General features: G+C 54.4%; 25 protein-coding genes and 1 tRNA gene. 2 read left to right on the top strand and 24 right to left on the bottom strand.

The genetic code is table 11. The annotated features are described in order from the left end of the window. The first annotated feature begins 119 nt into the window (after positions 1 to 119). Positions 120 to 545 carry a VOC family protein gene (locus tag QO008_RS04615; RefSeq protein WP_126464533.1) on the top strand — a complete coding sequence of 142 codons (426 nt, stop codon included), beginning with the start codon at positions 120 to 122 and terminating at the stop codon, positions 543 to 545. A 32-nt stretch (positions 546 to 577) separates the two neighbouring features. On the opposite strand, the gene QO008_RS04610 is transcribed toward QO008_RS04615, so the two are convergent. From QO008_RS04610 to tpx, 7 genes are all read right to left on the bottom strand, one after another. Beyond that, positions 578 to 1,744 (bottom strand): MFS transporter, encoded by a 1,167-nt coding sequence (locus QO008_RS04610; protein WP_126464532.1) that lies wholly within the window; start codon positions 1,742 to 1,744, stop codon positions 578 to 580. Between the two features lie 232 nt (positions 1,745 to 1,976). Further along, positions 1,977 to 2,390, bottom strand: a complete 414-nt coding sequence (locus QO008_RS04605) for a hypothetical protein (RefSeq protein WP_126464531.1) — start codon at positions 2,388 to 2,390, stop codon at positions 1,977 to 1,979. Next, on the bottom strand, positions 2,365 to 3,156 hold the full coding sequence (locus QO008_RS04600) for a nitroreductase family protein (RefSeq protein ID WP_307384772.1): 792 nt from the start codon (positions 3,154 to 3,156) through the stop codon (positions 2,365 to 2,367). The genes QO008_RS04605 and QO008_RS04600 overlap by 26 nt, the downstream gene beginning before the upstream one ends. A gap of 4 nt (positions 3,157 to 3,160) precedes the next feature. Beyond that, positions 3,161 to 3,727 carry a hypothetical protein gene (locus tag QO008_RS04595; protein ID WP_126464529.1) on the bottom strand — a complete coding sequence of 189 codons (567 nt, stop codon included), beginning with the start codon at positions 3,725 to 3,727 and terminating at the stop codon, positions 3,161 to 3,163. Positions 3,728 to 3,802: 75 nt separating this feature from the next. Beyond that, complete coding sequence (locus tag QO008_RS04590) at positions 3,803 to 3,985, bottom strand: CDIF630_02480 family spore surface protein (protein WP_126464528.1); 183 nt, start codon at positions 3,983 to 3,985, stop codon at positions 3,803 to 3,805. Positions 3,986 to 4,001: 16 nt separating this feature from the next. Beyond that, positions 4,002 to 4,481: a 23S rRNA (pseudouridine(1915)-N(3))-methyltransferase RlmH gene (gene rlmH, locus QO008_RS04585; RefSeq protein ID WP_307384768.1), complete on the bottom strand. Its 480-nt coding sequence runs from the start codon at positions 4,479 to 4,481 to the stop codon at positions 4,002 to 4,004. Positions 4,482 to 4,483: 2 nt separating this feature from the next. Then, a complete protein-coding gene (tpx, locus tag QO008_RS04580; RefSeq protein ID WP_126464526.1) occupies positions 4,484 to 4,993 on the bottom strand; it encodes a thiol peroxidase in 510 nt (169 codons plus the stop codon). 184 nt (positions 4,994 to 5,177) lie between these two features. Here tpx and QO008_RS04575 point away from each other — a divergent pair, with 184 nt between their 5' ends. Beyond that, positions 5,178 to 6,374 (top strand): carboxylate--amine ligase, encoded by a 1,197-nt coding sequence (locus tag QO008_RS04575; RefSeq protein ID WP_126464525.1) that lies wholly within the window; start codon positions 5,178 to 5,180, stop codon positions 6,372 to 6,374. A gap of 574 nt (positions 6,375 to 6,948) precedes the next feature. On the opposite strand, the gene QO008_RS04570 is transcribed toward QO008_RS04575, so the two are convergent. The 17 genes from QO008_RS04570 to QO008_RS04490 all read right to left on the bottom strand — a co-directional run bounded on the left by QO008_RS04570 (position 6,949) and on the right by QO008_RS04490 (position 24,274). Next, a tRNA-Ser gene (locus tag QO008_RS04570) sits at positions 6,949 to 7,037 on the bottom strand. Positions 7,038 to 7,118: 81 nt separating this feature from the next. After that, complete coding sequence (locus QO008_RS04565; protein WP_307384766.1) at positions 7,119 to 8,261, bottom strand: peptidoglycan DD-metalloendopeptidase family protein; 1,143 nt, start codon at positions 8,259 to 8,261, stop codon at positions 7,119 to 7,121. Positions 8,262 to 8,601: 340 nt separating this feature from the next. After that, entirely contained in the window at positions 8,602 to 10,728 is a 2,127-nt protein-coding gene (locus QO008_RS04560; protein ID WP_307384763.1) for an adenosylcobalamin-dependent ribonucleoside-diphosphate reductase, read from the bottom strand. 157 nt (positions 10,729 to 10,885) lie between these two features. Beyond that, complete coding sequence (locus tag QO008_RS04555; protein WP_126464522.1) at positions 10,886 to 11,434, bottom strand: glycoside hydrolase family 73 protein; 549 nt, start codon at positions 11,432 to 11,434, stop codon at positions 10,886 to 10,888. Positions 11,435 to 11,440: 6 nt separating this feature from the next. Further along, positions 11,441 to 12,859 carry a Na+/H+ antiporter NhaC gene (gene nhaC, locus QO008_RS04550; protein ID WP_126464521.1) on the bottom strand — a complete coding sequence of 473 codons (1,419 nt, stop codon included), beginning with the start codon at positions 12,857 to 12,859 and terminating at the stop codon, positions 11,441 to 11,443. 134 nt (positions 12,860 to 12,993) lie between these two features. Continuing rightward, on the bottom strand, positions 12,994 to 13,872 hold the full coding sequence (rfbA, locus tag QO008_RS04545; protein ID WP_126464520.1) for a glucose-1-phosphate thymidylyltransferase RfbA: 879 nt from the start codon (positions 13,870 to 13,872) through the stop codon (positions 12,994 to 12,996). Between the two features lie 132 nt (positions 13,873 to 14,004). Then, positions 14,005 to 15,330 carry a branched-chain amino acid transport system II carrier protein gene (brnQ, locus tag QO008_RS04540; protein WP_307384761.1) on the bottom strand — a complete coding sequence of 442 codons (1,326 nt, stop codon included), beginning with the start codon at positions 15,328 to 15,330 and terminating at the stop codon, positions 14,005 to 14,007. Between the two features lie 300 nt (positions 15,331 to 15,630). Further along, positions 15,631 to 16,962, bottom strand: coding sequence for a branched-chain amino acid transport system II carrier protein (brnQ, locus tag QO008_RS04535; protein ID WP_307384759.1), 1,332 nt, complete (start codon positions 16,960 to 16,962; stop codon positions 15,631 to 15,633). 198 nt (positions 16,963 to 17,160) lie between these two features. Continuing rightward, on the bottom strand, positions 17,161 to 17,625 hold the full coding sequence (locus QO008_RS04530) for a MaoC/PaaZ C-terminal domain-containing protein (RefSeq protein WP_164715148.1): 465 nt from the start codon (positions 17,623 to 17,625) through the stop codon (positions 17,161 to 17,163). Between the two features lie 13 nt (positions 17,626 to 17,638). Beyond that, the gene (gene mnmA / locus QO008_RS04525; RefSeq protein ID WP_307384756.1) at positions 17,639 to 18,712 is read right to left on the bottom strand and encodes a tRNA 2-thiouridine(34) synthase MnmA; all 1,074 of its coding nucleotides are present in this window, start codon (positions 18,710 to 18,712) and stop codon (positions 17,639 to 17,641) included. Next, on the bottom strand, positions 18,709 to 19,818 hold the full coding sequence (locus tag QO008_RS04520) for a cysteine desulfurase family protein (protein ID WP_307384755.1): 1,110 nt from the start codon (positions 19,816 to 19,818) through the stop codon (positions 18,709 to 18,711). Before QO008_RS04520 ends, mnmA begins: the two co-directional genes overlap by 4 nt. 55 nt (positions 19,819 to 19,873) lie before the next feature. After that, positions 19,874 to 20,521 (bottom strand): DNA alkylation repair protein, encoded by a 648-nt coding sequence (locus tag QO008_RS04515; RefSeq protein WP_307384753.1) that lies wholly within the window; start codon positions 20,519 to 20,521, stop codon positions 19,874 to 19,876. Continuing rightward, positions 20,521 to 21,261, bottom strand: a complete 741-nt coding sequence (locus tag QO008_RS04510) for a hypothetical protein (RefSeq protein WP_307384751.1) — start codon at positions 21,259 to 21,261, stop codon at positions 20,521 to 20,523. Before QO008_RS04510 ends, QO008_RS04515 begins: the two co-directional genes overlap by 1 nt. 256 nt (positions 21,262 to 21,517) lie before the next feature. Beyond that, positions 21,518 to 22,420 carry a DMT family transporter gene (locus QO008_RS04505; RefSeq protein ID WP_307384749.1) on the bottom strand — a complete coding sequence of 301 codons (903 nt, stop codon included), beginning with the start codon at positions 22,418 to 22,420 and terminating at the stop codon, positions 21,518 to 21,520. Then, complete coding sequence (locus QO008_RS04500) at positions 22,410 to 22,835, bottom strand: PaaI family thioesterase (RefSeq protein ID WP_126464511.1); 426 nt, start codon at positions 22,833 to 22,835, stop codon at positions 22,410 to 22,412. The genes QO008_RS04505 and QO008_RS04500 overlap by 11 nt, the downstream gene beginning before the upstream one ends. 9 nt (positions 22,836 to 22,844) lie before the next feature. After that, on the bottom strand, positions 22,845 to 23,228 hold the full coding sequence (locus QO008_RS04495; protein ID WP_164715146.1) for a PaaI family thioesterase: 384 nt from the start codon (positions 23,226 to 23,228) through the stop codon (positions 22,845 to 22,847). 8 nt (positions 23,229 to 23,236) lie between these two features. Further along, entirely contained in the window at positions 23,237 to 24,274 is a 1,038-nt protein-coding gene (locus QO008_RS04490) for a DNA polymerase IV (protein WP_126464509.1), read from the bottom strand. Position 24,275: the final 1 nt, after the last annotated feature.

The following is a 24,275-nucleotide window of genomic DNA, read 5'->3' as shown; positions in this document are numbered from 1 at the left end:
GTATCGCCGGGTCGTTTTTGTTGGAAACTTTACACAAATTTTATAAGGGGCGGCGAAAAAATCTCAGCTTCCGGGGTAGGTGGTATATACGCGAACTACCCACCCCTAAGGAGGTTTTTATGACGCAAATGCTCGAAGTGTTCGTCGAATTCGACGGCAATGCCAAAGACGCTTTCGCTTTTTACCGCGAAGTATTCGATACCGACGCTCCGCAATTGATGCGGGTAAAAGACGCCCCCGCCGAAGGCACAGCCGGCATGGACCCCGAGGCGGTGATGTACGGCTCTGTGGCGATCGGAAAGACCCATCTCATGGGATCGGACAACTTTACCGGAGACTACGCCGCGCCCCGGGGCATGTATTTGAGTTGGGGATCGACCGATGCCGATGAGGTGGATGCCGTATGGCAGGCCTTTATCGAAGCCGGCAGTACGGTGGAAATGGACCTGGGCGAGACCTTTTGGTCGAAGAAATACGGAATCTTGCGGGATCCCTACGGCATCGGCTGGATGCTCTCGCTCTATTCGCCCGAAGATGCGCAATAAAAAAGGATCTCTGTAAAAACAGAGATCTTTTTCTATGCCCGCTGTTTGCGAAAATACAGGGCCAATGCGATGCCCGCAGCGGTAATCGCCATATTGAAGAGGACGACATAGACCGGCCCCTCGGCCCCCGCCGCGCGGCTGATTCGCGCCGCCGCGTCCAATACAACATAGTTGGCGACAGAGGAGGCGATCATCACCGTCGAGGTGATTTTTCCCTTGTGCCGGGGGTAGAGCTCGTTGGCCGTCGCCACCACCAACTGGAGCACGCCGCCGGCGCCGCCATAGCCGATCAAAAATGCCGCGACCAACACAGAAAGCGGCGTGCGCACGAAGTAGACCAGCGCCAATGCGGCCAAACAAAGGGCGGGATAGAGGACCAATACGTCTTCCTCTCGCATTTTTTTAAGTACGAATCCCGCCGTGGCGAGGATGGCGAGTATGGTCCCCAGGGCATAGACCGACTGGATCTTCGATGGATCCGCCACGCCGTAGAGCGCACCCAGTTCCTGATTGCAGTTCAGCCAGAGAATAAAAGTGGCCGTGGCGGTAAAGCCCATGGCGACCAGCGCCGGCGCGCCTTTTTTGATGCCCATGGCGCCCGTCTCGTCCTTTCCCTTTCCGCCTTCTTTCGGGGGGAAGGGCAAAAAGAGGAGCAATACGCCGTCGATGGCGATAAGGGCCGCCATTCCATAAAACAGCGCGCGGAAAGAAAGCTGTGTACGTGCGGCAAAGCCGATCATAAAGGGCAGGGCGAACTGCCCGATCGACATGGCGAATTTCGTAAACATATTGGCCCGTGGTCCCCGGCTCCCGAAGATCTCGAGGATCGAGGGGGTGACACAGGTGTCGAGAAAAGAATTGGCGATGCCGCCGGCCAGGGCCCAAATATAGGCGACACGCGCCGAAGGCGAAAGCGCCGCGCCCAAAAAGAACAGGGCATAGAGCACGACGCCGATCAGGCCCGATGTCTTTCTGCCGAAGCGGTCCGATACCGGCCCCGCCACAGGGAGCGCGATCAAGCGCCCGAGTCCCAAGGCGGCGATCACGCCCAGTACCGCGGCCACATCGCCGCTGCCCCAGGCCCCGGCGAGTTCCGTCTTGTACTGAGAAAGAATCGAAACGCCGATGCCGTGGACGAAGTAGGTAAAGTACAGGGCGAGGGCGGTGCATATGTACGGATTGCGACGGTGGGTTTCCATAGATCCTCCTTACGATATGTATCCACACAAAAAGGGCGACCGCGTGGTCGCCCCTTTTGCGACTTCAAAAGTCGAATCGATGGAGTGCCTTTCCGATATTTGGTAAGCAACAGTAAGTAAGAAACAACAAAAGGCTAGGAGTAAGCAGGCATCATTCCCATCGATTGCATACATTATGCCATGAAAACCCTGTCCCGTCAACCGATTCGCCGATCTTTCTTACTGCATTTTGCTACATTCTCGCCACGCTCCGAAGCGTGTCGTAAATCGCTTCGGTCATGGCGCGAAACTCGTCGGGCGTCTGCTTTTTCCGCACCGTCACGCCCGGGCGTTCCAGGGAGAGGGCGGGAAAGAGAAATCCGTCTTCGATCTCGACGGAAAAGAAGACCCGAGGGTGTTCGATCGCCGCCTCAAATCCGAAGCTGTCCCCTTCCAAAATGGCGCTACACGCCTCCGCGATCGCCTCCAGCTCGCCGAATCGGAAAAAGCTCTCTTCTTCGGTGCCGCCCGCCGCGCCGTCGTCCCAGGTAATGCGGCAAATCAAATAGTCCGTCTGATAGGGCATCCCCGCGCCCCAGCCCGGCGGATATTCGTATTCCAAGACCTCTACGCCGATTTCTTTATTCCCCTGTTTCAGATCCAGCATCGTCTCTCTCCCCCGTCACCAAATGAAAACCCTGTTCCTCTGCGATCACGGCAAGCTCGGCGCGCTTTCGGGTCGCCTTCTCGAGGCGCGTAACCACCTGATCGGTAAAGGAATCTACGCGGCGGTTGGCATCGCGCAAATCGTAATAGGTCTTCATTTCCTCGTCGTAATCGGCGAGTACGTCCATATAGTTGTCGTATTCCCGGTAGCGATCGGTAAAGAACTTAAATTCCAAGGGCATACGCGGCTTCAGCTGCGGCTCTTGGTTCGGCACCCCGAAACCCAGACCCACCACCGGGAAGGTGAGGCGGGGCAGATCCAAAATCTCGATAATCTTTCGCGCATCGTTTAGGATGGAACCCAAAAACACCGCGCCGAGTCCCGCGCGCTCTACGGCATTGGTGACATTCTGCGCCGCCAATGCCGCGTCGGTAAAGCCCTGAAAGAACCGGTCCGCGTCGGCTTCGGCCTCGAGTTCGTAGCCCTGTTCCCGGGCGATGCGGCTGTTTCTATACACGTCGACGACAAAGATCCACAGCTCCGGCGCCCGGGCGATGTATTCCTGTGCGCCCACTTCGGCGATGGCTTCTTTGGTCTTTTCGTCGGTGATCCGGATCACGGAATAGGCCTGCATGCCCGTCGCCGTGGCGGTGCGGTTCATAATGTCTTTGAGCACTTCCAAAAGCGCGGGATCTACCGGCTCGTCCTTAAACTCCCGTATGGTACGGTGCTCCAGTTGCTCTCGTAACAGTTCCTCATAGCGCATGGACTTATCCCTTCCCTCTCTTATATTTTAGGTATTTGATCCACATTTCTCCGATTTCCGCGCTCGCCTCCAGATTTTTAAGCTGCAGGCGCAGCAAAGTCTCGAAGGAATCCGCCATTAAGCGGTCCAACTCGTCGTCCCCCGAACGCCTGAGGGGCCGGGGGTCTTTTTTGTCGTAGAGCTCGATAATCATTTCTCCGGGACCCGAAGTCTCCCGGTGTTCTACCTCGACGGCGATGGGCTTTCGGGGAAAGAGCGGCACCAGCTCGTAAGACGGCCGGGTGGCGGGCAGGCGCAGCGCAAGCCCCGCCCCCGGATCGACATCCGCCGCCCCGAAGATCGCGTCGGTATCGGGAAACCGGCTCGTATCTTCTTCTATACCCATATCATGCAAAATCAAGCCGCCGGGATACACCGCCTGCACCCGATACGCCCGCGCCGTGCGATCGATCAGCCACAGCACGTCCCCGGGCGCCATCCGCTCGCTATAATCCGATTCGGTCTCCAGCCTGCCGTTCTCGTCGGGCAGGCGCGAACTTTTCAGATACCATTCCCGTCTCTCGTCTTCCATCGTACACTCCTCCGGCCGTTCTTTATGTAGCAAGAAAAAGGGTGCCGCCAAGGCGACACCCCCTGTAGTTTGCCTTTATTTTGCGTTTTCGTTCACCCATTCACGAGACTTTTCTACGGCGTCTTCCGTCGGCTTTTCTACGCCGGTCTCGGGGTCTTTGCCTTCGAGGTTACCGTACACGTCGGAAGCCGGTGCGTCCGGGTTTTGGTTTTCTTGTTCTCTTCTGGATTTTGCTTCTTTTGCTTTTTGTTCAGACATTGTTGCCTCCTATTGCCTATTTGTGATACACATGACCGCTTCGAATCCTACTCGCTCGGTAAATTTGCTCGAGGAGCACGGCGCGCATCAGGGTATGGGGCATCGTCATTTTCGAAAAGGAGAGGAGCAGATCGCCCCGCTCTTTTACCGCACGACTCAGCCCCATACTGGAGCCGATGACAAAAACCATATCTCCCCAGCATATATCCATCATATCATAGAATGTTTCGGAAAATGCCACGGAATCGTATTGCCTGCCCTCTATGGCGAGGACGATCACCGTATCCTGTGGCCGGATCTTCTCGAGAATACGCGCGCCTTCTCGTTCCAAAACGCGCGTCCGCTCGAGATCCGAGAGTTTTTCCGGCGCCCGCTCGTCTTTTAGGGCAACGACCTCCAGATCCATATAGGCGCCGAGGCGTTTTTCGTACTCGCCGCACAGCGTCCGCAAAGACGGTTCCTTCAGCTTGCCCAAAGCTACGATGCGAACCTTCACGATCAGATAAGCTTCTTCACTTCTTCCAGTGCTTTGTCATAATCCGGATGGTTGGTGACTTCTTGCACATATTCTACATACTTTACCTTGTCGTCAGCGCCGACGATCACGATGCCGCGGGTCAATAGGCGCAGGCCGTCGATCAAAAATCCGTATTTCTTACCGAAGTCCAGATCTCTGTGGTCGCTCACCAGCTTTGCCCGGTCGATCCCCTCTGCAGCGCCGAAGCGTTCCTGTGCAAAGGGAAGGTCATTGGAAATGGTGATCACGTGCACATTGTCGCCGAGTTTGGTCGCCATTTCGTTAAAGTTTTCCGTCTGCAGCGCACATACGCCGGTGTCGATAGAAGGAACGACGGAATAGATACGAACCGTGCCGTTCAATTCCTTCGAATCGAAGGGAGTCAAGTCGTTATTCAAAGCCACGAAATCAGGGGCCGTATCGCCGACCTTGATCTCTTCACCGGCGATGGTAATCGGATCTCCGCCAAATGTAATGTTTTCTCTAGACATTGTCTTACCTCCTCAGTCTAATTGGTATGCTTATGTATGAACTATATCCGAAAAGGGAAGAATTAAACACGCGGGGCACAAATCTCACAAAAATTTCGAAGGCCGATTCGCGCAAACGCCCCTTCGCGGTCGCCGAAACGCGGCGCTTGTACTATAATATGTAAGAGAAATACAAGGAGGCAATATGGAATATAAGCACAGAGCCGTCGTTATGGGCACAAACTACTATATCGGCCTGGCCATCGTCCGCAATCTCGGACGCCACGGCATCCCCGTAACGACCATGGACTACGAACCCTCTCCCTACGGGATCAGCCGGTACGCCGACGAAGCCCTGTTGGTGCCCCACTACGAAAAGGAAGAAGAAAAGCTGATCGAGACCATGGTAGAATACGCCGAGAGTCTCGACGTAAAGCCCGTTCTCTTCCTCTCCAGCGACCCCTATGTGGAGTTTTTGGACCGCAACTTCGAGGTCTTAAAAAAACATTATCTCTTCGCCACCGAAGAAGCGGGGCTCCTCTCCCGCCTGATGGACAAAGATATCCTCGTCGAATACACCGATCGCTACGGCATCCCCACTCCGGAAAAAATACTCTGTAACGAAGACAATCTCGTAGAACGGGTGGCAAAAGAGATCGGCTACCCCTGTATCTTAAAGCCCAAAAACTCCGCCGAATTCGTACGGATGTTTCGGGAAAAGGCGTTCTTCCTCGAAGACGAGGCCATGCTCAAAGACAAGATCGGCCGCATCGACGACCTCTCTTCCTGCTTTATACAGCGCATCATCCCGGGCCCGGAGAGCAATTGTTACAGCGCCGACGTCTATTACGGCCCCAACACCGAATTGATGGGCTATCTCACCACCGAAAAAATTCGCCAATGGCCCAACAACTTCGGGGCCAGTACCTACGCCAAGCAAAAGTGGATCCCCGAACTGATCCCCCTCGTCGATCCCCTCTTTCAGGGCGTCGACTTTCGCGGGTTTGCCGAAGTGGAGCTCAAGCGCGACGAATTCAGCCAAAAAGTCTATCTGATCGAAATCAATGTGCGCTTTATTAACTTTACCGAAATGCTCTGCCACCTCGGATTCGAGACCCCCTATATGCACTATATGGACGTGACCGGCGGCGAAATTCCTAAAAAATTTATCCGCCACGACACCAACTGCCATTGGAAATACAAACACGAGGACATCTCTGCCGTACGCGGGTACTTGAAGAGCGGCCAAATGAGCCCCGCAAAAATCATCTCCGATTACCGATTCCGCAAAGTCAACTCCACCTGGGCGTGGGACGATATGGGACCGGGTTTTCACTACTTCGGCCACCTGGTGGGAAAGGCGCTGAAAAAAATTCCGGCGCGACTCGCTCGAAAAAAATAAGAAAAAACGATGCACGTGCACTGACCTCCAAAAGTTGGACCTAGAAAACCAACTTTTGGGGTCTTTTTATAGCAAAATACAGTTATGAATTGAAGCGTAAAATTGTGTATGAATATTTAAGCGGAAAAGCAAGCTATCCGCAACTTGAAAACAAGCACGGTATAGACAGTGGATCAACTTTTTCCTATAGATTTATGAATATATTATTTTCCCGTGAATTATTCTCAATTATTCTATAAATTATATCAATTTCTCTTTAATTTAAGTCTTGCTTACCGTATTATATTGTTAAAGATGAACAACGAGATGTCGTGGCTGAAATAGAGAAAGGTCAAACCGTTGTTGTTAAGGGCGAAGTTACGGATGTCGGAGAGGTCCTCGGATACTCCATGAAGATTGACAGTATCGCTGCACAATAATACCTTAAAGATATTGTACGGAAAACAAAGACAATAACCACGGATCTAAGCAGGATTTCAAGCGAGATTTCACTCCATATAGCAAAAACATAAAACTATGAGCATGAAAAAACCGGCTCCATTGCAATACTGTCGCAATGAAGCCGGTTTTACTTTGGCGGAGCGGGTGGGATTCGAACCCACGTGCCCGTGAAGGCAAACTGATTTCGAGTCAGCCCCGTTATGACCACTTCGATACCGCTCCGTATGGCGCAAAGCCGGAACACTTCTATTATACAAGAAAATCACTTGTTTTTAAAGTGCGATTTACAATGCGCCCGTATTTTTAGTATTGAACGTGGATAGCCGGGTTGATATTTTTGCCGTTTTCGATGATTTCAAAGTGCAGGTGGGGTCCGGTAGAGCGTCCGGTGCTACCCATCTTTCCGACGGATTGTCCCTGTCCTACCATATCGCCCACCTTGACGTCGACGCGGCTCAAGTGCGCGTAGCGGGTCTTGTATCCGTTTTGGTGGTCGATTTCGACGAGGTTGCCATAGGTACCGGCACGTCCGGCGCGGGTAATGACGCCGCCGTCGGAGGCGATGATGTCGGTCCCGACGCAGTTGGCGACATCGATGCCGTAGTGGAAGCGTCCCCAACGCGGTCCGTAAGGAGAGGTGAGGCGACCCACGGCGGGGTGAATAAAGCTGTTGGTCTGTGCGCCCTTTTTGGTGCCCACGAGGACGACTTCCGCAACGGGTTCGGCGCTCATGCGGCTGCCTTCGGTGACGGAAGAGACGATGCGGCCGTCGACTTTGGTGGTCAGCACGCGGCTTTCCATTTTGCCATTTACGCCGGCCTGTTCGACGGTTTTTTGGTTTTCAAAGCGTTCCGGGTCTTCCTTGGTCACGGTGGCGAAGGGAATGTCGGTCACGGTGGTGGCGATCTCTTCGATTTCCGCCTTGATCATGGGCGCCGGTTGCAGGACGACGAGTTTGGTGCCCTTGGTAACGGGGTCTTCCCAGTTTTCGTTCAAGGCCTTGATCTCGTCTAGGGTCATTTTAAAGCGCTTTGCGATGGATTCCAAGGATTCGGTCTCTTCGGCGACATACAATGCCTCTTCGCGGCCGCCTTGGGTCAGAAGCACAAAGGCTTCGTCGACGGTCTTTACATCGCCTTCTTCGGCGCCGCTATCTTTGACCGAGAGGGCAGGTTCCAGTCGGAAGTTTACGATCTCGGATCCTTCGGTTTGGAAGCTCTTTTGTAATTTTTGAATTAAGGCTTCGTAATCTTTTTGACTCTGCATGCGGAAGGTCGGATTGTCGCCGACGTATACGGTGACTTCCGATGCCTTTTTTGCTTCGGTCGCGTTTTCCGTCGCGGGACGTGCGGCGATATCCTGTGCCGATGCGGCGAGGGCGGTGCTATGTAACCCGCCGAATGCCAGGGCTACGGCCAATCCCGCCGTGACATATGCTCGTTTCATTTCGTATCTCATCTTCATCCAACTTTCTAATATCATTCTGTAAAAATTAATTCCTGAAAAAATAAAATGCGCTTCGTTACTTTTTTGTAACTCTTTCGACGCGCGAGATCTATTATAACAGAGATTTCGCCGCTGTCTATGGCGAAATCGGGTCAGAATGATTACAGTTGAATGACATACGTATGCAAAATGTTCGTAAAGTTCCGCCCGTCCTCTTTATCTTCTCTTTACATATACAAAAAAACGAGAGGATCGCGTTTCGTGTGGTAGATATATTTGCGCACAAAAAAAAAGAAGGCCGAAGCCTTCTTTTTTCTGCGAATGGAGTGTATGGCGCGCGTTAAATGGCGCAGGGACTGTAACCGCAGTCGGCGCACTCCGCGCAGCCGCCGCTGTGGTGCATGCTGCCGCCGCACATGGGGCAGACGTCGGGGTTTTCGCTCATCTGTTTGGCGACTTCCCGATTGAGCTCGTCCTGCAGCTCTTGTATGCGGTCTTTGCCGTCTTTCTTTTCCTCGGTGATCAGAATGCCGCTGCGGGCACAGCCGTCCCGATAGATGGTAACGCCCTTAAGGCCCATTTCCCAGGCGTAGACGTAGAGGTCTTCTACCTCTTCGACGGTAAATTCCTTGGGCACGTTGACGGTAGAGGAGATGGACGCGTCGATAAATTGTTGCCAGGTGGACTGCACATTGATCCGGTCTTTGTAGTTCAGATTGGACGTGGTAATGACGTAATCCGGCAGCTCGTCCTCCTGAGAGAGGCCCTTGGCTTCCATCAGATCGCGCACGATTTCGGTATAGACCGTATAGAAGGTGTCCTCTGCGTGGAGGGATTCGGATTTTCGCACATACGAGATTTGGAAGATGGGCTCGACGCCGTTGCTGCACCCGATCAAAGTCGAGATGGAGCCGGTGGGCGCGATGGTCAAGAGCTGCGAATTTCTGAGCCCGTACTCTTCGATCAGCGCCAGTACGTCGTCGTCGGCATTGGCGCGGATAAATTCCGCCTGCAGCACCTTTTCGCCCCGGTAGCGGGGGAAGGGGCCGTCCTCTTTGGCCAAAAGGGCGGACTGCCGCAGCGCCTCGTTGACCAATACCCGACCGATTTGGTTGATCAGGCTTAACGATTCCGGCGAGCCGTAGCGGATGCCCATTTTAATAAACATATCCGCCAAGCCCATAATGCCCAGGCCGATCTGGCGAAGCTCTCTCGACAGGCGCTTTTGGTCTTCCAACGGGTGAAGCTGCATGTTTTCGTCGAGGACTTCGTTCAGGTAGACGACGCCTTCGCGCACCAATTTGCCGAAGGCTTCGAATTCAAAGCGCGCAAATTTGCTGAAGGGGTATTTGACGAATTGCCCCAGATTGATACTCGAAAGATTGCAGGAGCCGAAGGCCGGCAGCGGCTCTTCCGCGCAGGGATTGACCCCGGCATAGGAAAAGCTCTCGTCTTCGCTCATAATGTGCCACGCATTGATGCGGTCCTTGAACAGGACGCCGGGTTCGGCCATGTCCCAGTTGTTAAAGGCGATGTTGCGCATAATTTCGCGCGCACTGACCTCTTTTTCGATCACCTCTCCGGTGGCTTCCACCTCGAAGTGGAGCGAAAAGGGACGATCCGCCTTGTAGGCTTCGAAGAAGTCGTCGCCGAAGTTGACGGAAATATTAGCGCTGGTGACCTTGTCCAGGTCTCGCTTGACATTGATAAATTCCACGATGTCCGGGTGCGAGGCGTCCATATTGAGCATCAGCGCCCCGCGGCGGCCCCGCATTCCGATCAGGCCGGTGGTGAGGGAGTAAAGGTCCATAAAGCTCACCGCACCGGTAGTAGAGGAGGCGGCGTTATTGACCCGCGCGCCTTTGGGGCGCAATTTGTTTAAGGTCAGGCCCACGCCGCCCCCATAGCTGTAGGTACGCGCCATCCACTTGGCGGTATCGTAGATGGATTCGATATTGTCCTCCACCTGGGGCATTACGTAGCAGTTGGACAAGGTGATCTTTTTGCCGTAGGCATCGAGGCCGCGTCCCGCCAAAATGCGGCCTGCGGGCATAAATTCCTTGTTGGCGATCGCCTTTTTGATGGCGGAGTTGCCCCCGCTTACCCGATCGAGGAATTCTTCAAAGGTTTCGGAATCGTAGCGGTACTTCTTTTCGTAAATGTCTCGCTGCAGATCCGTCATGGCCCATCCGTGTTCTCTGAGCCGCGTCCGCTCTTCGCGGTACAGGATGTATTTCTTCGCCGTCTCCGGATCCTTCTGCATCAGCGAAAACTCGACGGCGTCTTGGATGGATTCGATGTCGATGATTTCTTCCCCTTGAAATCTGTCGCTGACATCCTGTGCCACCGCCCGGGAGATCGCACTGTCGATTCCCTTTTCCGTTTCCGCCATGGCTTTTTCTACGGCCACGACGATTTTTTCCGCATCGTAGCCGACGATTCGGCCGTTTCTCTTGCGAACTTCCATGTTTTCCCCCTAGTCACAATCGTACTTATCCACAATTTTATCAACATATTGTGGTTAACTTTCTGTTTACACACTAGATATAGTGTTCAGTGCTTATACTACCGTATCGACGACGAAATTTCAAGGCGCACAAAAAAATAAGGCGAAGGAATTCGCCTTATTGCGGATCATATCGATCCAGATTATAGGTTTCGATGAGAAAAAGCAGCCGCTCGCCGTAGCGGGGGTTGGTGCTATAGCCCGCAGGATACAGCGCCTCGGCATAGGCCTCTTTGGTTTCGGCTTCGCGCACGAGGCGGTATCGATCGGCGTCTGCGATCAGTTTTCCGTAATCGAAGAAGCTCTCGCGGGCGGAGTCATAGGTACGAAATCCGTCCGATACGCGCCGGCTCTTTCCCCCTTCGATCTCTTCGGTGGGGAGCACGATCGCCGCATCGCCCTTGCCCTTAATCCCGAAGTAGTTATTGTAGTTTCGGCTCAATTCGCTTTCCCCGAAGTTCGACTCCAACGCCGATTGGGCGAGGACGACCGAGGGGATGAGGCCGTAGCGCTCGGATACCTCGACAGCAAGCGGCGCAAAGGTCTCGATATATTCTTCCCGAGACAGCGCACCCGCCGGCTCGGGATTGTAGCGCGGCCGCATCCAATACAAGAGGACGAGGGCAAAGAGGATGCCCGCCGCCAAATACCGCTTTCTTGTTTTCAAGGGCCATCACTCCACATCGACGACCGTGCCGGGATCGTCTTTGATATAAAAGATGTTTTGTCCGATAGCGGTGAGGATAATGGTGACGATGGGCATCAGATAGTTAAAGACCGCAAAGGGCAAATACGCTAGGGGGCTCACCAAGAGCACGCTCTTCATATAGGCGCCGCAAGTGTTCCAGGGCACCAAGGCACTGGTGACGGTACCGGAGGCCTCGAGGGAGGACGAGAGGAGTTTGGGGTGCAGGCCCCTGCGCTTGTACTCCGGCGCGAACATGCGGCCGGGCACCACCAGCGAAATGTATTGTTCGGGCATGGTGGCGTTGGAAAACAGGCAGGTCAACAGCGTCGCCACCACCAAACCGGTGACGGATCGAATGCCCCGCACAAAGGAATTGACGATGACCTCCATCTGCCCGGTGCTTTCGGCAATGCCGCCGAACATCATGGCGATCAAGGTCAAAGAGACCGAATACATCATATTCGAGAGCCCGCCGGTGGTGAGCAAATCGTCCAGGGCTTCGATCCCGGTATTGGACACATAGCCGCTCATGCCGCTGCCCAATATGTCGCCGAAGTCTACCGTGGGTTGTAAAATCGGCCCGATCACCGAAGCCACGATGATCCCCAATACGATTCCCGGCAGGGCGGGCATCTTAAAGGCGATGGAGACGATAACCACCACCGGCGGCAGGAGCAAGATCGGGCTGATGTGAAAGGCCTCTTCCAGTCCGGATTGCAGCGCCGTAATGCCCGATGTGTCCGCCCCGCCCGTGCTGTACTTGGTCGTCAGCACGGCGAATACGATGAGCGTAAGGATGTAAGTGATGATGGTGGGTTTCATCATGGCCTTGACGTGGGTAAAGACATCGGTGCCGGCCATGGCGGGGGCGAGATTGGTGGTATCCGACAGCGGGCTCATTTTGTCGCCGAAATAGGCGCCGGAAAGGATCGCGCCGGCGGTCACCGGAGCGGGAATATGCATACCCTGCGCGATTCCCATCAGCGCAATTCCCATCGTCCCCACCGTACCCCAGCTGCTCCCCGTGGCGAGGGAGGTGATCGAGCAGATCAGGACCGTCGTCACGAGAAAGATCGAGGGCTTTAAAATATTCAGGCCGTAGTAGATCATCGACGGCACCACGCCGGTGGCGATCCACACGCCGACCAAAATCCCGATGGTGATCAAGATCATTACCGAGGGCAGCGCCTGAGAAATCCCCCGCACCATGGCCCGCTCGATATCCGACCAGCGATAGCCGATCAACAGCGCCATAACGGCAGAAAAAATGACGCCGATAAACATGGGGATATGGGGGTCGATCTCGAAGACCAAGATGCTGATACACATAATGATCACAAGACCGCCGAAGACGGTGAGCGCCTCCCAGAGCTTCGCCTTTCGCGGTGTGCGGTTCGTTTCCATAAAAACCTCCTCGGGTTCTATTACTGCTTTATTCTGCTACAAACGCGGATATGTTAAGTTAACATTATAATATAAAAATCGCGAAAATCCTATCGAAAAGCAGTGATGCGCCCGCGCTTCCCGTTAAGAAAGGTCTAAGATCTGTCCGCCTTTTGCTCCAAGACCGAGAGCAGATACTTTCCGTATTCGGTCTTACAGAGGTCCTGGGCGATCCAGCGCAATTGCGTGCCGTCGATCCATCCGTTTTCGTAGGCACAGAGTTCGATCGAGCCGATTAGACCCGCTTCTCGCTGCGTATTTTCGATTCGATTGGCCGCCTCCAATAGAGAGCGGGAATTTCCGGCGTCCATCCACAGGGTCTTGGGGTCGAGTTTTCTGACGTTCAGGGTATTGCGCTCCAAATAGATCTGGTTGACGCTGGTGATCTCCAGCTCTCCCCGCTTGGAAGGCTCGACGGTCTTCGCGATTTTTACCACCTCTTTGTCGTAGTGATAGAGGCCGGGGACGATATAATTGCTCTTTGGATGCTCGGGCTTTTCTTCGATCGAAGAGATCTTTCCGTCTTCGTCGAATCCCAAGACCCCGAAGGCGCGGGGGTCTTCGACCGGATACCCGAAGACGAAGGCGCCCTCCTCCTCCTTGACCACCGAGCGCAGCTGTTCGACCACATTACCGCCGTGGAAGATATTGTCGCCCAGAATCAATGTCACCGGATCGTCCTTGATAAACGATTTTCCGACGATGAGCGCATCCGCAATGCCGCGCTGCACCTTTTGTTCCTTATAGAGGATCTTCATGCCCAGTCGCGATCCGTCGCCGAACAATTGCCGAAAGTGATCCTTCATCTTGGCGGGCGTAATGATAAGGACCTCCCGAATCCCCGCCGCCATCAAAGTGGACAGGGGGTAGTAAATCATGGGCTTGTCGTATACGGGCAAGAGCGGCTTCGGAACGGGCAGGGTCATGGGATACATACGCGTCCCCTTCCCCGCCGCCAGAATAATTCCCTTCATCTCAAATTGTCTCCTTTTTCTATAATTGTGGCGGAAACAAATGCCCGCCGTATGTTTTCTATCATACCATAAGTTCTACCGCCGCTTTCTCGCAATAAAAAACCCGCCGAAGCGGGCTTTTGTTCTCTATTCTTAGAATGCGGACTTGTTGACGTGATCTTCTCTCGTCTTGCCGATGCCCGCCTTGCCGAGGCCATAGCCGATGGCAAAACAGATCAGCGACGGGACAAACCAGGTAAAACCGAATTGTCCCAAGGGCAATCCCTTGATTTGATCGACGAGTCCCTGCATACCGATGTTCGCGCCGATGGTTTCGATAATGGCGAGGACGAGTACGCCTGCGACCATCACGATAAAGGCCATGTCGTATTTGATGTGTTTTTCAAACAGCATGTAGAATACCAGGGCGATAATTACCGGATAGACGATGGTGAGTACCGGGCCCGCCAATGCGATAATGGCATCGACGCCGACCAGGGAAAGAAAGAAGCTGATCAAGGTTACGGCGACGACGGTCACTTCGTATTTCAGCTTGCCGTTGGTAATGTCGGCAAAGAAGTTTCCGGCTGCAGAGGTCAAGCCCACCGCCGTGGTCAGGCATGCCAGCGATACCGCCAGTGCCAGAGCAAATTGACCGAATCCGCCAAAGAGCATTCTGACCAGACCCACGAGGATTTCCACGCGAGAGGTATCGGCGTTATAAAGGGCACTGCCTTGTGCGCCGAGATAGGTCAGGCCGCCGTAGACGATGGCGAGGGCCACGAAGCAGACGATGCCGACCTTAAAGATGACGCTGCGCTTTTCGCTGTCGCTCACTTCTCCATAGCCTTTTCGGACCAAGTCCGCCACCACGATCGCCGTAAATAGCGGTGCCGCCAGGGCATCCAGGGTTTGATAGCCTTCATAGAATCCGCGGACGAAGAAGCCGCCGTCGGTTTCTACGGGAACGATTTCTCCAACAGGAGCGATAATGGCCTTTGCAATAATCAAAACCAAGAAAACCAACAGTGCGGGAGTTATGTACTTACCGATAATATCCACTACGCCGGATTCTTTGATCGTCAGGGCAAATACGACGATAAAGAAGACGAGGGAGGTCACCCAAATCGGCATATTTTCGAAGAAGGGTTGGATACCGACTTCGTGTGTGGTGGCTGCCGTTCTGGGAATGGCAAAAGCGGGACCGATACAGATAATAGCGACTAAAGATAAGAGTTTACCGAATCCGGGGCTAACACGTTTTCCCAGATCGACCGCGGTGCCGCCGGCAAAAGCCGTGACGAAAACGGTTACAATGGGAATAACGGGGTCTGCCAAGAGGAAGCCGAGCATGGTACCGAACCAGCCAGTTCCGGCGGTGACGCCCAGATATGGCGGAAATATCAGGTTTCCGGCGCCGAAGAAAATCGCAAACAGCGCGAGACCACTTACGAGAATATCTTGCGTTTTTTTGTTCATACAATCATCTCCTTTGAAAAATTTAAAGGTTGCCCCGCCTTTTGTCTTACATTATACATAATCCTTCCAGGTTTTTCGAGTAAATTTTTCAAATCACGAAAAGAATCTATATTCTATTTAGTATACAGAAAGAATTGCTACGCTTTACCGTAAAAAAGAATAATTTTATGTATAGGAAAACGATTGAAAATAATATTCCGCCCGGGAATCCCTTTCTGAGAAAAGAATCGCCGCGTATTTCGCAAATTTTTCGATGGCGGGTACAAAAAAAGCACCCGAAGGTGCTTTTGACGTCGTCGCCTAAAAGGCGGAACGAATATCGTGTTGGTCTCTGGTCTTGCCGATGCCGGCATATTTCCCCAGCAGGGTGCCGATCAGCGTACCCACAAGGCCCGGCAAGAGCCATGCAAAGCCGAATTCGGCGAGGGGCATAGAGTTGACGAAGTTCGCCAAACCTTCCAGCGCGCCGGAGGCATTGTAGATGGTGGTAATGCCCGCCGCGAGGATGGTGCCTACGGCCATACCGATAATAGAGGCGTCGTAGTGCAGCTTTTTGTCGAAGATCATGATAAAGGACATGGCGATGATCGCGGGATAGACGATGTCGAGTACCGGACCCGCCAGACTAATGATGCCTTCTACCCCCACGAGGGAGAATGTGAAGCTCACGATGACACTGGCAATAACGACGTATTCGTATTTCCACTTATTGTTCGAAACGGAGTTGAAGAAATTTCCCGCCGCCGAGGTGAGTCCGACGGAGGTGGTAAGACAGGCCAAGCTGACCGCAACCCCCAGAGCGAGTTTGCCCCAGCTGCCGAATAAGAGTTCGACCGAACCGACGAGCAGTTGTACCCGGGTGGCGTCTTTGGGGAAGAGGCTGCCCGCTTGGGCGCCGACAAAGGTCAAGCCGCCGTAGACGAGGAAGAGGAGAATCATAGAGATCGCGGAGACCTGTACGATGATGCTCTTCTTTTCCTTCGGAGAGGCGCTTCCGTAGCCCTTTCGGAGCAAGTCGCCGGTTACGATGGCGGTACAGAGCAAGGACACCATGGCGTCCATGGTCTGATAGCCTTCCTTTACCCCTTCGGTAAAGTAGCCGGTGCCTTCTGCCGGAAGGATCGGCCCGATGGGGGTGATGATGGCCTTTACGATAATCAGGCCTAAAAATACTAAGAGTGCAGGGGTAATATACTTACCGATAATATCGATAACGCCGGTTTCCTTAATCGACAGGGCCAAGGTGATGCCGAAAAATATCAGCGAGGTGACCCAAATCGGGGTGCCGGGGAAAAATTGCAGTACGCCGACTTCGTGCGTGGTGGCAGCGGTTCTCGGAATCGCGAAAGCGGGTCCGACGCTGATCATGGCAGCCGCCGCGAGTACGACCGCAAAGGGATAGTTGACTCTGCGTCCCAAGTCGACCGCCTTGCCGCCGGCGAAGATGGTAACGACCAAAGTGATGACGGGAATTACGGGATCCGCCAAGAGGAAGCCGAGCATGACGGAGAACCATTGGTCTCCGGCGTGGAATCCCAAATAGGGAGGGAAAATCAGATTTCCGGCTCCGAAAAAGATGGCGAACAGGGCGAGGCCCACGACGAGGACGTCTTTTGTCTTGTTGTTATTCATAAGTTCACTCCTCAATTCTATTCGTTTCTTCGTTTATTATACAGAATATTGAACGTGAACTCTAGAAAATGAAGAAATTCTGAGGTTTCGATTAAAAATGATTTGGTTTTCCCGATATATTTCTTGTTTCCCGTAAATTAACCGAAATAATTGAATCAACCGTTTTCCAACCTCTTTGTTAATATTGTATATTGAATTCTATTGTGTGTTTTTGCCCTCTTTAGCACCCGCTTTTCGAGAGACCACGAGCACCAAGGCGTCGTGTTCCATGACCATTTCTCCGTCCTCGTCCTGCACATAGACGTCCATATGCACCACGCCGTACTCGCCGCCCCGTTTTTCTTCGATGTCTCTCACTTCGAGGGTCGTATAGAGGTCCATATCGGGATAGACGGGCTTGTGCCAGCGAAGATAGTTCATGCCGATGCCGGCGACGACGCCCTCTTCATCGAGCTTGGTGTGCACCCACTGCCCCCAGCAGAGGTTTAAGGTGTGAAAGCCCGAGGCGATAATCCCGCCGAAGCGACTCTTTTTTGCCGCCTCGGGATCGATGTGGATCGGCCGCGGGTCGTGTACTTTCGCATATGCGATAATCTCTTCTTCGCTTAAGCGAACGGGCGCCAGCTGAAAGCGCATTTCTTTTTGATAGTCTTCTAAAAACATACTACACCGCCTTTTATCTCGAGGACACGATGGTGCCGCCGCCGACGACCACATCGTTGTCGTAACATACTACCGCCTGTCCGTCGGCGATGGCGCCGTGGGGCTCGTGAAAACGAATGGTGACCTTGCCGTCTTTTCGGTTGATCAGGGTCGCGGCGGTCTCCTTGCCGTGATAGCGCGTCCGCGCCGTCACCTCCATGGTATCGGCAGGCGCCGCGCTGAGCCAATGGAAGTCTTCGGCGTCGAGTTCGCGCTTCATCAGCGCTTCTTTGGGACCGACGACGATTTGATTCTTTTCCATATCCTTGTCGAGGACGTAGAGGGGATGGCCCGCCGCCACGCCGAGGCCCTTTCGTTGGCCGATGGTGTAGCCCACCGCGCCGTCGTGTTTGCCCAGCACATTTCCCTTTTGATCGACGATGTCTCCCGCCGGGTAGCTCTTCTTTCCGAAGTCCTCCAAAAAGCCCTTATAGTCGCCGTCGGGCACGAAGCAGATGTCCTGGCTATCGTGTTTTTTGGCGTTGACCAAGCCCGCCGATTCCGCGATGGCGCGCACTTCTTTTTTGTCCATTTCCCCCAAGGGAAACAGCGTATGCGCCAGTTGTTCCTGGCTCAGGCTGTAGAGGACGTAGGATTGGTCCTTTTCGGGCGTTTTCCCCTTTTTGAGTCCATATCTTCCGGTCTCTTCGTCCCGAAAGATCACTGCATAGTGGCCGGTGGCGATATAGTCGCAGTCCAGCGCCTTCGCCCGCGCATACAGGTCTTCGAATTTTAAGAACCGATTGCAGTCGATACAGGGATTGGGCGTCCAGCCCTTTTCGTAATAGCGAATGAATTTTTCGATGACCTCTTCTTGAAAGCGCGCCGAAAAATCGTAGACGAAATAGTCCATCCCTAGTTTTGCCGCCACCATGCGGGCGTCGTCGATGTCGTCTAAGGAACAGCAGGTATGGCTGTTTCTCTTTACGGTCTCGTTTTCGTACAATTTCATGGTTACGCCGATACATTCGTGTCCGGCTTTTTGCAAGAGGTAGGCGCAGACGGAACTGTCCACGCCGCCGCTCATGGCGACCAATACCCGGCTCATTCTTTCCTCCCGTCTAAGACCGCATCGATAATTTCAACGATCTCTTCCATTTCTTCCATCGTGTTTCGCGCATCCAGCGACAAGCGCAGGGGCGCCTTGTCCTTTGTCGAAATCCCCATCGCCGCCATCACATGCCCCTCGGTAGAGGCCCCCGCCTGGCAGGCGCTGCCCGCCGAAGCGTACAAACCCCGCTGATCGAGCTGAAAGAGCAGCACGTCGCGGTCGATCCCCTCGACCAAGAGGTGTACGATCCGGGGATCGGCGTCGGGGACGGTGAGCGTAAGTCCCTTTCGATCGGCGAACGCTTTGCGCAAATACGTGGAAAGGGCGCGCACTTTTTCTGTGCTTTCTTCCCGTTCCGCCTCGGCGAGGGCTAGGGCCGTCTTTAGGCCGATAATCCCCGCCACGTTTTCGGTACCGCTGCGGATTCCCCGCTCCTGTCCGCCGCCGAAGGTGCGGGGCGTAAGGGGCATACGCGAAATCAGCGCCCCCACGCCCTTGGGCCCGGAAAATTTATGGGCGGAGATCGAAAACAGATCCGCAAAAGCGTAGCTCTCTATAGGCATATGACCGGCGGCCTGCACCGCATCCACGTGCAGAGGCACGCGACCGCCGATGGATTCATAGATTTCGCGCACGGGCTGCACGGTGCCGAGTTCGTTGTTGACCGCCATAACGCTCACCAAAAACGTGTCTTCGCGCAGGGCGTCCTTCACCTGCTCGGCGGATACTACGCCATGGGCATCGGGCGCGAGATAGCTCACCTCTACGCCTGATTTTTCGAGGGCGCGGGCGCACTCCAGCACCGCTTCGTGCTCGATGGCGGTGGTGATCATATGGCCGGGGGATGCCGTTTTGGCAGAAAAGACGCTGAAGATCGCGATATTGTCCGCTTCCGTTCCGCTTCCGGTAAAGAACACCTCGCCCATAGAGACGCCGAAGAGTTCCGCCACCGCCAGGCGCGCGGTCTCTACGGCGTTTTTTGCCGCCCTCCCCGGCGCGTGGATGCTCGAAGGATTGCCCCAATGCGCGCGCAGATAGGGGAGCATCGCCTCGAGTACCTCTTTTCGAAGGGGTGCCGTCGCCGCATAATCCGCATATATCATAGCTTTATTTCGCCTCTCCTTCAATAAAACAGCTCCCCGAAGGGAGCCGTTGCGATTATCTGTATGGTAACAGAGCTTCTTTGACTTCGTCCGGTATCCGCCGGCTCTCCCGCGCTTTTTGTATCGTCTTTTTGCGAACAGCGCTCGGAAAATCCTCCGCCGCCAATAGGGCGAAGACTCGCTCCTTTCGATAGAGGAGCGCCTCGGCGAAAAACCATCCCAATGCCATCTGCACATAATAGTTTTCGTGGTGAATCTTTGCCATCTCGTCGATCAGATAGTCCGGATCGGTGCCCAAATGGCGCAGGGCGAGGACGATCCCCACCCGGGCCGGAAACGGACGCGCTTCCCGCGCCCAATCCCGAAATACGGGCAGATAGGAGCGGGGATGGCGCGAGATCGCCTTGGGCGAGATACTGTCGGTGACCGCCCAATTGTCCACATACGGAAAAAACGCCTCGATGCGAAAAATCAACTCCTTCGCCGGCAGATCGTTGATCATAAAGCTGTGGAGCAGATTCTCCTCATAGTAGCGATGGGGCAGCTCGTCCAAAAAAGTGCGCGGCAGCCCCTTGGCCATCTCTCGCAAAGTTCCGGTCTTGACCCCTAAGATTGTATCCGACGGAATGTCGGGAAGCAAGTTTTCCATAAACCGCTTGTGGGTTTCTGTGGCGGCATCGAGAAGGCGTTCTTGCAGATCCATTATTTTACGAAGAACTTATAGACGATAAAGGCGACGATGGCGACGAGGACGACCAAAAGAATCGGGTTCATGGAGGACTTTTCGCGTTCCTTTTCCCGCATGATTTCGTCGGTGTCGACGGAATCCATGCGTTCCTTGCGCTCTTTGACCGCCTCTTCTCTCGCCTCTTCGGCGCGCTCTTTGTCCAGCTCGCGGCGAATTTCGTCGGTATCGCTCTCGGTGTCCTTTTCCGGTGCACGATTCCGGTTCACGGTGCGGGCATTGTCTTGGGCGAGCTTTTTATCGCCCAAGGGCTGGGTGTTCGAATCCGCCTTCATGGGACCGTGTTCCCCTTCCCGAAGGCCGGCGTTTTCGTACCCGTCTTCCGCGCCCGTGGGTTTTACCTTTCCGGCATACACTTCGTCCACCGCCGCGTCGCTTTCTGCCTTGCCCTTCGCAGAGAATTTGCCCACGGCGGGTTCCGTGTTCGAATCCGCCTTCATCGGGCCGTGTTCCCCTTCCCGAAGGCCGGCGTTTTCGTACCCGTCCTCCGCTCCCGTGGGTTTTACCTTCCCGGCGTACACTTCGTCCACCGCCGCGTCGCTTTCTGCCTTGTTGGCGGAGAATTTGCCCACGGCGGGTTCCGTGTTCGAGTCCGCCTTCATCGGTCCGTGTTCCCCTTCCCGTAGCGTTTCCTGTCCGTATACGTCTTGTGCCTGTTTCGTTTTTTCTTGGTTGCGATCCATATCGTTCTTTGCCATACTCTCCCTCTTTTCTTGACTGATCCCGTCGGATGCGCCTTGCCCATCCGCTTTTGCCGCCTCGTTTGTGTTTCCCAAAGGGTATACGAGGGGCGTGCCGCAGGATGCACAAAATTTGTCTCCGGCGGGGGATTCATTGCCGCAATATCGACACGGCATGGGAAACCCCCTTTTTTACATCGCAAACGCTTTGTATGCATATACCCCATTTTTTGGATTCCCTACACAAAACCGAAAGAGAGAGAAAAATATCGGCTCAAAAGCGGGATTTTTTGGCGCCTTTTCTTCGAAACCCGTCCGTCGGCATCTGCGCCAATACAATGGCGATAAAAAGCAGTATCGAGCCCAAAGTTTCCCGCGCGCTCATGCGCTCGGAGAGAAAGAGCACGCCGCCCAAAAGGGCAAAGAGGGATTCCAGACTCAGAATCAGGCTCGCGGTGGTGGGTTCGGTATACTTTTGGGCGACGATCTGCAAGGTAAATCCCACGCCGCTCGAAAGAATGCCTAGGTACAGTATGGCGGGAAGCGCCGCCCCAAAGTCGCCGTAGAGGGAGCCGCCGCTTAGGCACAAAAGCAGAAAGGAGCCGATCCCCGCCACAAAAAATTGGATGCAGCTCATCAGCACGCCGTCGATCACAGGCGCCAAAAAGTCGATCAAAAGGATATGCGCGGCAAAGCAAATCGCCGAGAGAAATACGAGAAAATCTCCCGCTTCCATAGAAAAGGCGCCTGCGTTTTTGACGCTGATAAAATACAGCCCCAATGCGGCGAGCGCCACGGCGATCCAGGTCTTTTTGGTGACGGTCTTTTTCAGCACAATGCCCCCGACGGGCACCAGTACGATATATAGGGCGGTGATAAAGCCGCCTTTGCCGGCGGTGGTGGACATCAACCCGTATTGCTGCAGCGCCATGGCGACGGCGAGGAAGAGCCCACAGGCGATGCCGCCGAGGATGGTGCGCTTTTTATCCGCACCGGGCCTACGAAAGGCGGGCACAAAAAAAAGCAGCCCGAGCAAAAAGGCCCCCGCAATAAAATTTCTGTGCACATTCAGCGCAAAGGGGTGAATGTGGTCCATCCCTGAAACCTGGAGGACAAACGCAAAGCCCCAGATCAGTGACGTCAAAAGCAAGAGCCCGTGGGCGCGATTACGCGTCATCCTTTCCCTCCAGTTCCGCCCGCAGGCCGTCTCTTACCCCCGCCATGGTAAATACCGCCTGAAAGCAGCGCTTGCCGTCTTGGGAAAAGACGACCTCGACCACCGAATTGACCTTCCCTTTTTTTTGGTAAAAGGCATAGGCGTCCACCGGTCCCTCGTACATAGTGCGGTGATAAAAACAGGTGCCGTCTTTGGTGACTTTGATCTCTTCGCGATTGGAAAGCACCGCCGCAATGGTATCGGCCATGCCGAAGGGAATCATACCGTGGCAGATGCCGATGGTGTTGAGCGCCTCGGGCCAAACAATCCAGCGGGCCCGCAAGTGGTCGTCTGCGGTCTCCAAAAACTCGATCTTCGATTGGTCCAATAGGCGGTGGTCTACGGAATCTTCGATTCTACGGAATTTCGACGTCATAGTTCCTCCTTATAGTTCCACCATGGTAAAAAATCCCTTGGCGCAGAGCTTTTCATCCTGTAATACCTCTACCTCGATCAACGACGACCGACGGCCCGCCTTGGCATATCGGCAGCGGAAATAGGTATCTTTTTTTTCGACGGGACGATGGTAGTAAAAGTGCAGGTCCTTGGTCACCAGATGATTGCGGGAAAATCCCAACGCCCCCGCCAGGGTATCAGCCACCGAAAGGATGGCGCCGCCATGGGCGATCCCCAGGGCATTAAAGTCCTTTTCCTCCACCGTCCAACGCGCGTATACCCTCTCTTCAGAATACTCCAGGATCTCTATGGGGAATTGGGAAATATAGTTTACAAAAATATCCTTTACGGATTGAAATGTTTCGGTTCTCACGGGACCTCCTATAAAAAACGCAATTGTCGCGTGGCTGTTTGTACGAGATTCGACGCACTCAGCCCCAACAGGCGGAGCTTTTCGCCTTCGTAGAGCGAAAAAAACAGCGTCGATGCGGCGTCGTATAGGGCATCCGCGCCGACGACGGGCCGCTCGAAGGTGCGGGATTTGGTATGGATCTCGAAATCCGCCGTCTTGATCTTTACCGTCACGGTATAGGCGCCGGCAAATCCCTTTTTTTCCATGTTTTCTGCGGTCTCTCGGCTATAGGCCGCGAGCTTTTCGACAAAAAAATCGCGGTCGCGATTGCCGCGAAAGGTCTCCTCGCAGCCGATGCTCTTTCGCTTCCGCTCGGTTTCTACCTTGCGGCGGTCGATTCCGCGGATCCGCTCATAGAGCAGGCGGCCGGACTTGCCGAATTCCCGCTCCAAAAATTCCCGCTCCAGCGCCTTTAGGTCCGCACCGGTATGGATGCCCAGATGATGCAATTTTTCCTCGGTCTTTTCGCCGATGCCGTGGATCTTTCCCACCGGCAGTGCCGCAAGGATCGCGGGGGCGTCTTTTCTTTCAATCACGGTAAAGCCCGCCGGCTTGTCCATATCCGAGGCGAGCTTGGCGAGGAATTTGTTGTACGAGAGGCCGCAGCTCATGCTGAGCCCGGTCTCTTTTCGCACCCGATCTTGCATGGCCCGCGCCGTGGGAACGGGCCTTTCCTCTTTTGTAAGATCCAAATACGCCTCGTCGATAGAGACCTGCTCCAGCGGATAGCCGTAGGAGGCGAGGATCGCAAATACCTCGCGGCTCTTTTCGCTATAACGCCCCTTTCTCGCAGGCACCACCACCAGATCGGGGCAGAGGCTCTTTGCCATAAACATGGGCATGGCGGAGTGGATGCCGTATTTTCTCGCCGCATAGCTCGCCGTGGCGACGATGCCCGAGGGATGATCGCCCCCGACGGCGAGGGGCACATGCGAAAGCGACGGCCGGTCGAGGATTTCGACCGCCGCAAAAAATGCGTCCATATCTACGTGTAAAATCGTCGCCATG

It is taken from the genome of Aedoeadaptatus ivorii, from assembly GCF_030815095.1.
GTDB lineage: Bacteria > Bacillota > Clostridia > Tissierellales > Peptoniphilaceae > Aedoeadaptatus > Aedoeadaptatus ivorii.
Note: the sequence above shows the minus strand (reverse complement) of the source record. Positions and strands in the feature narration are given on the sequence as shown.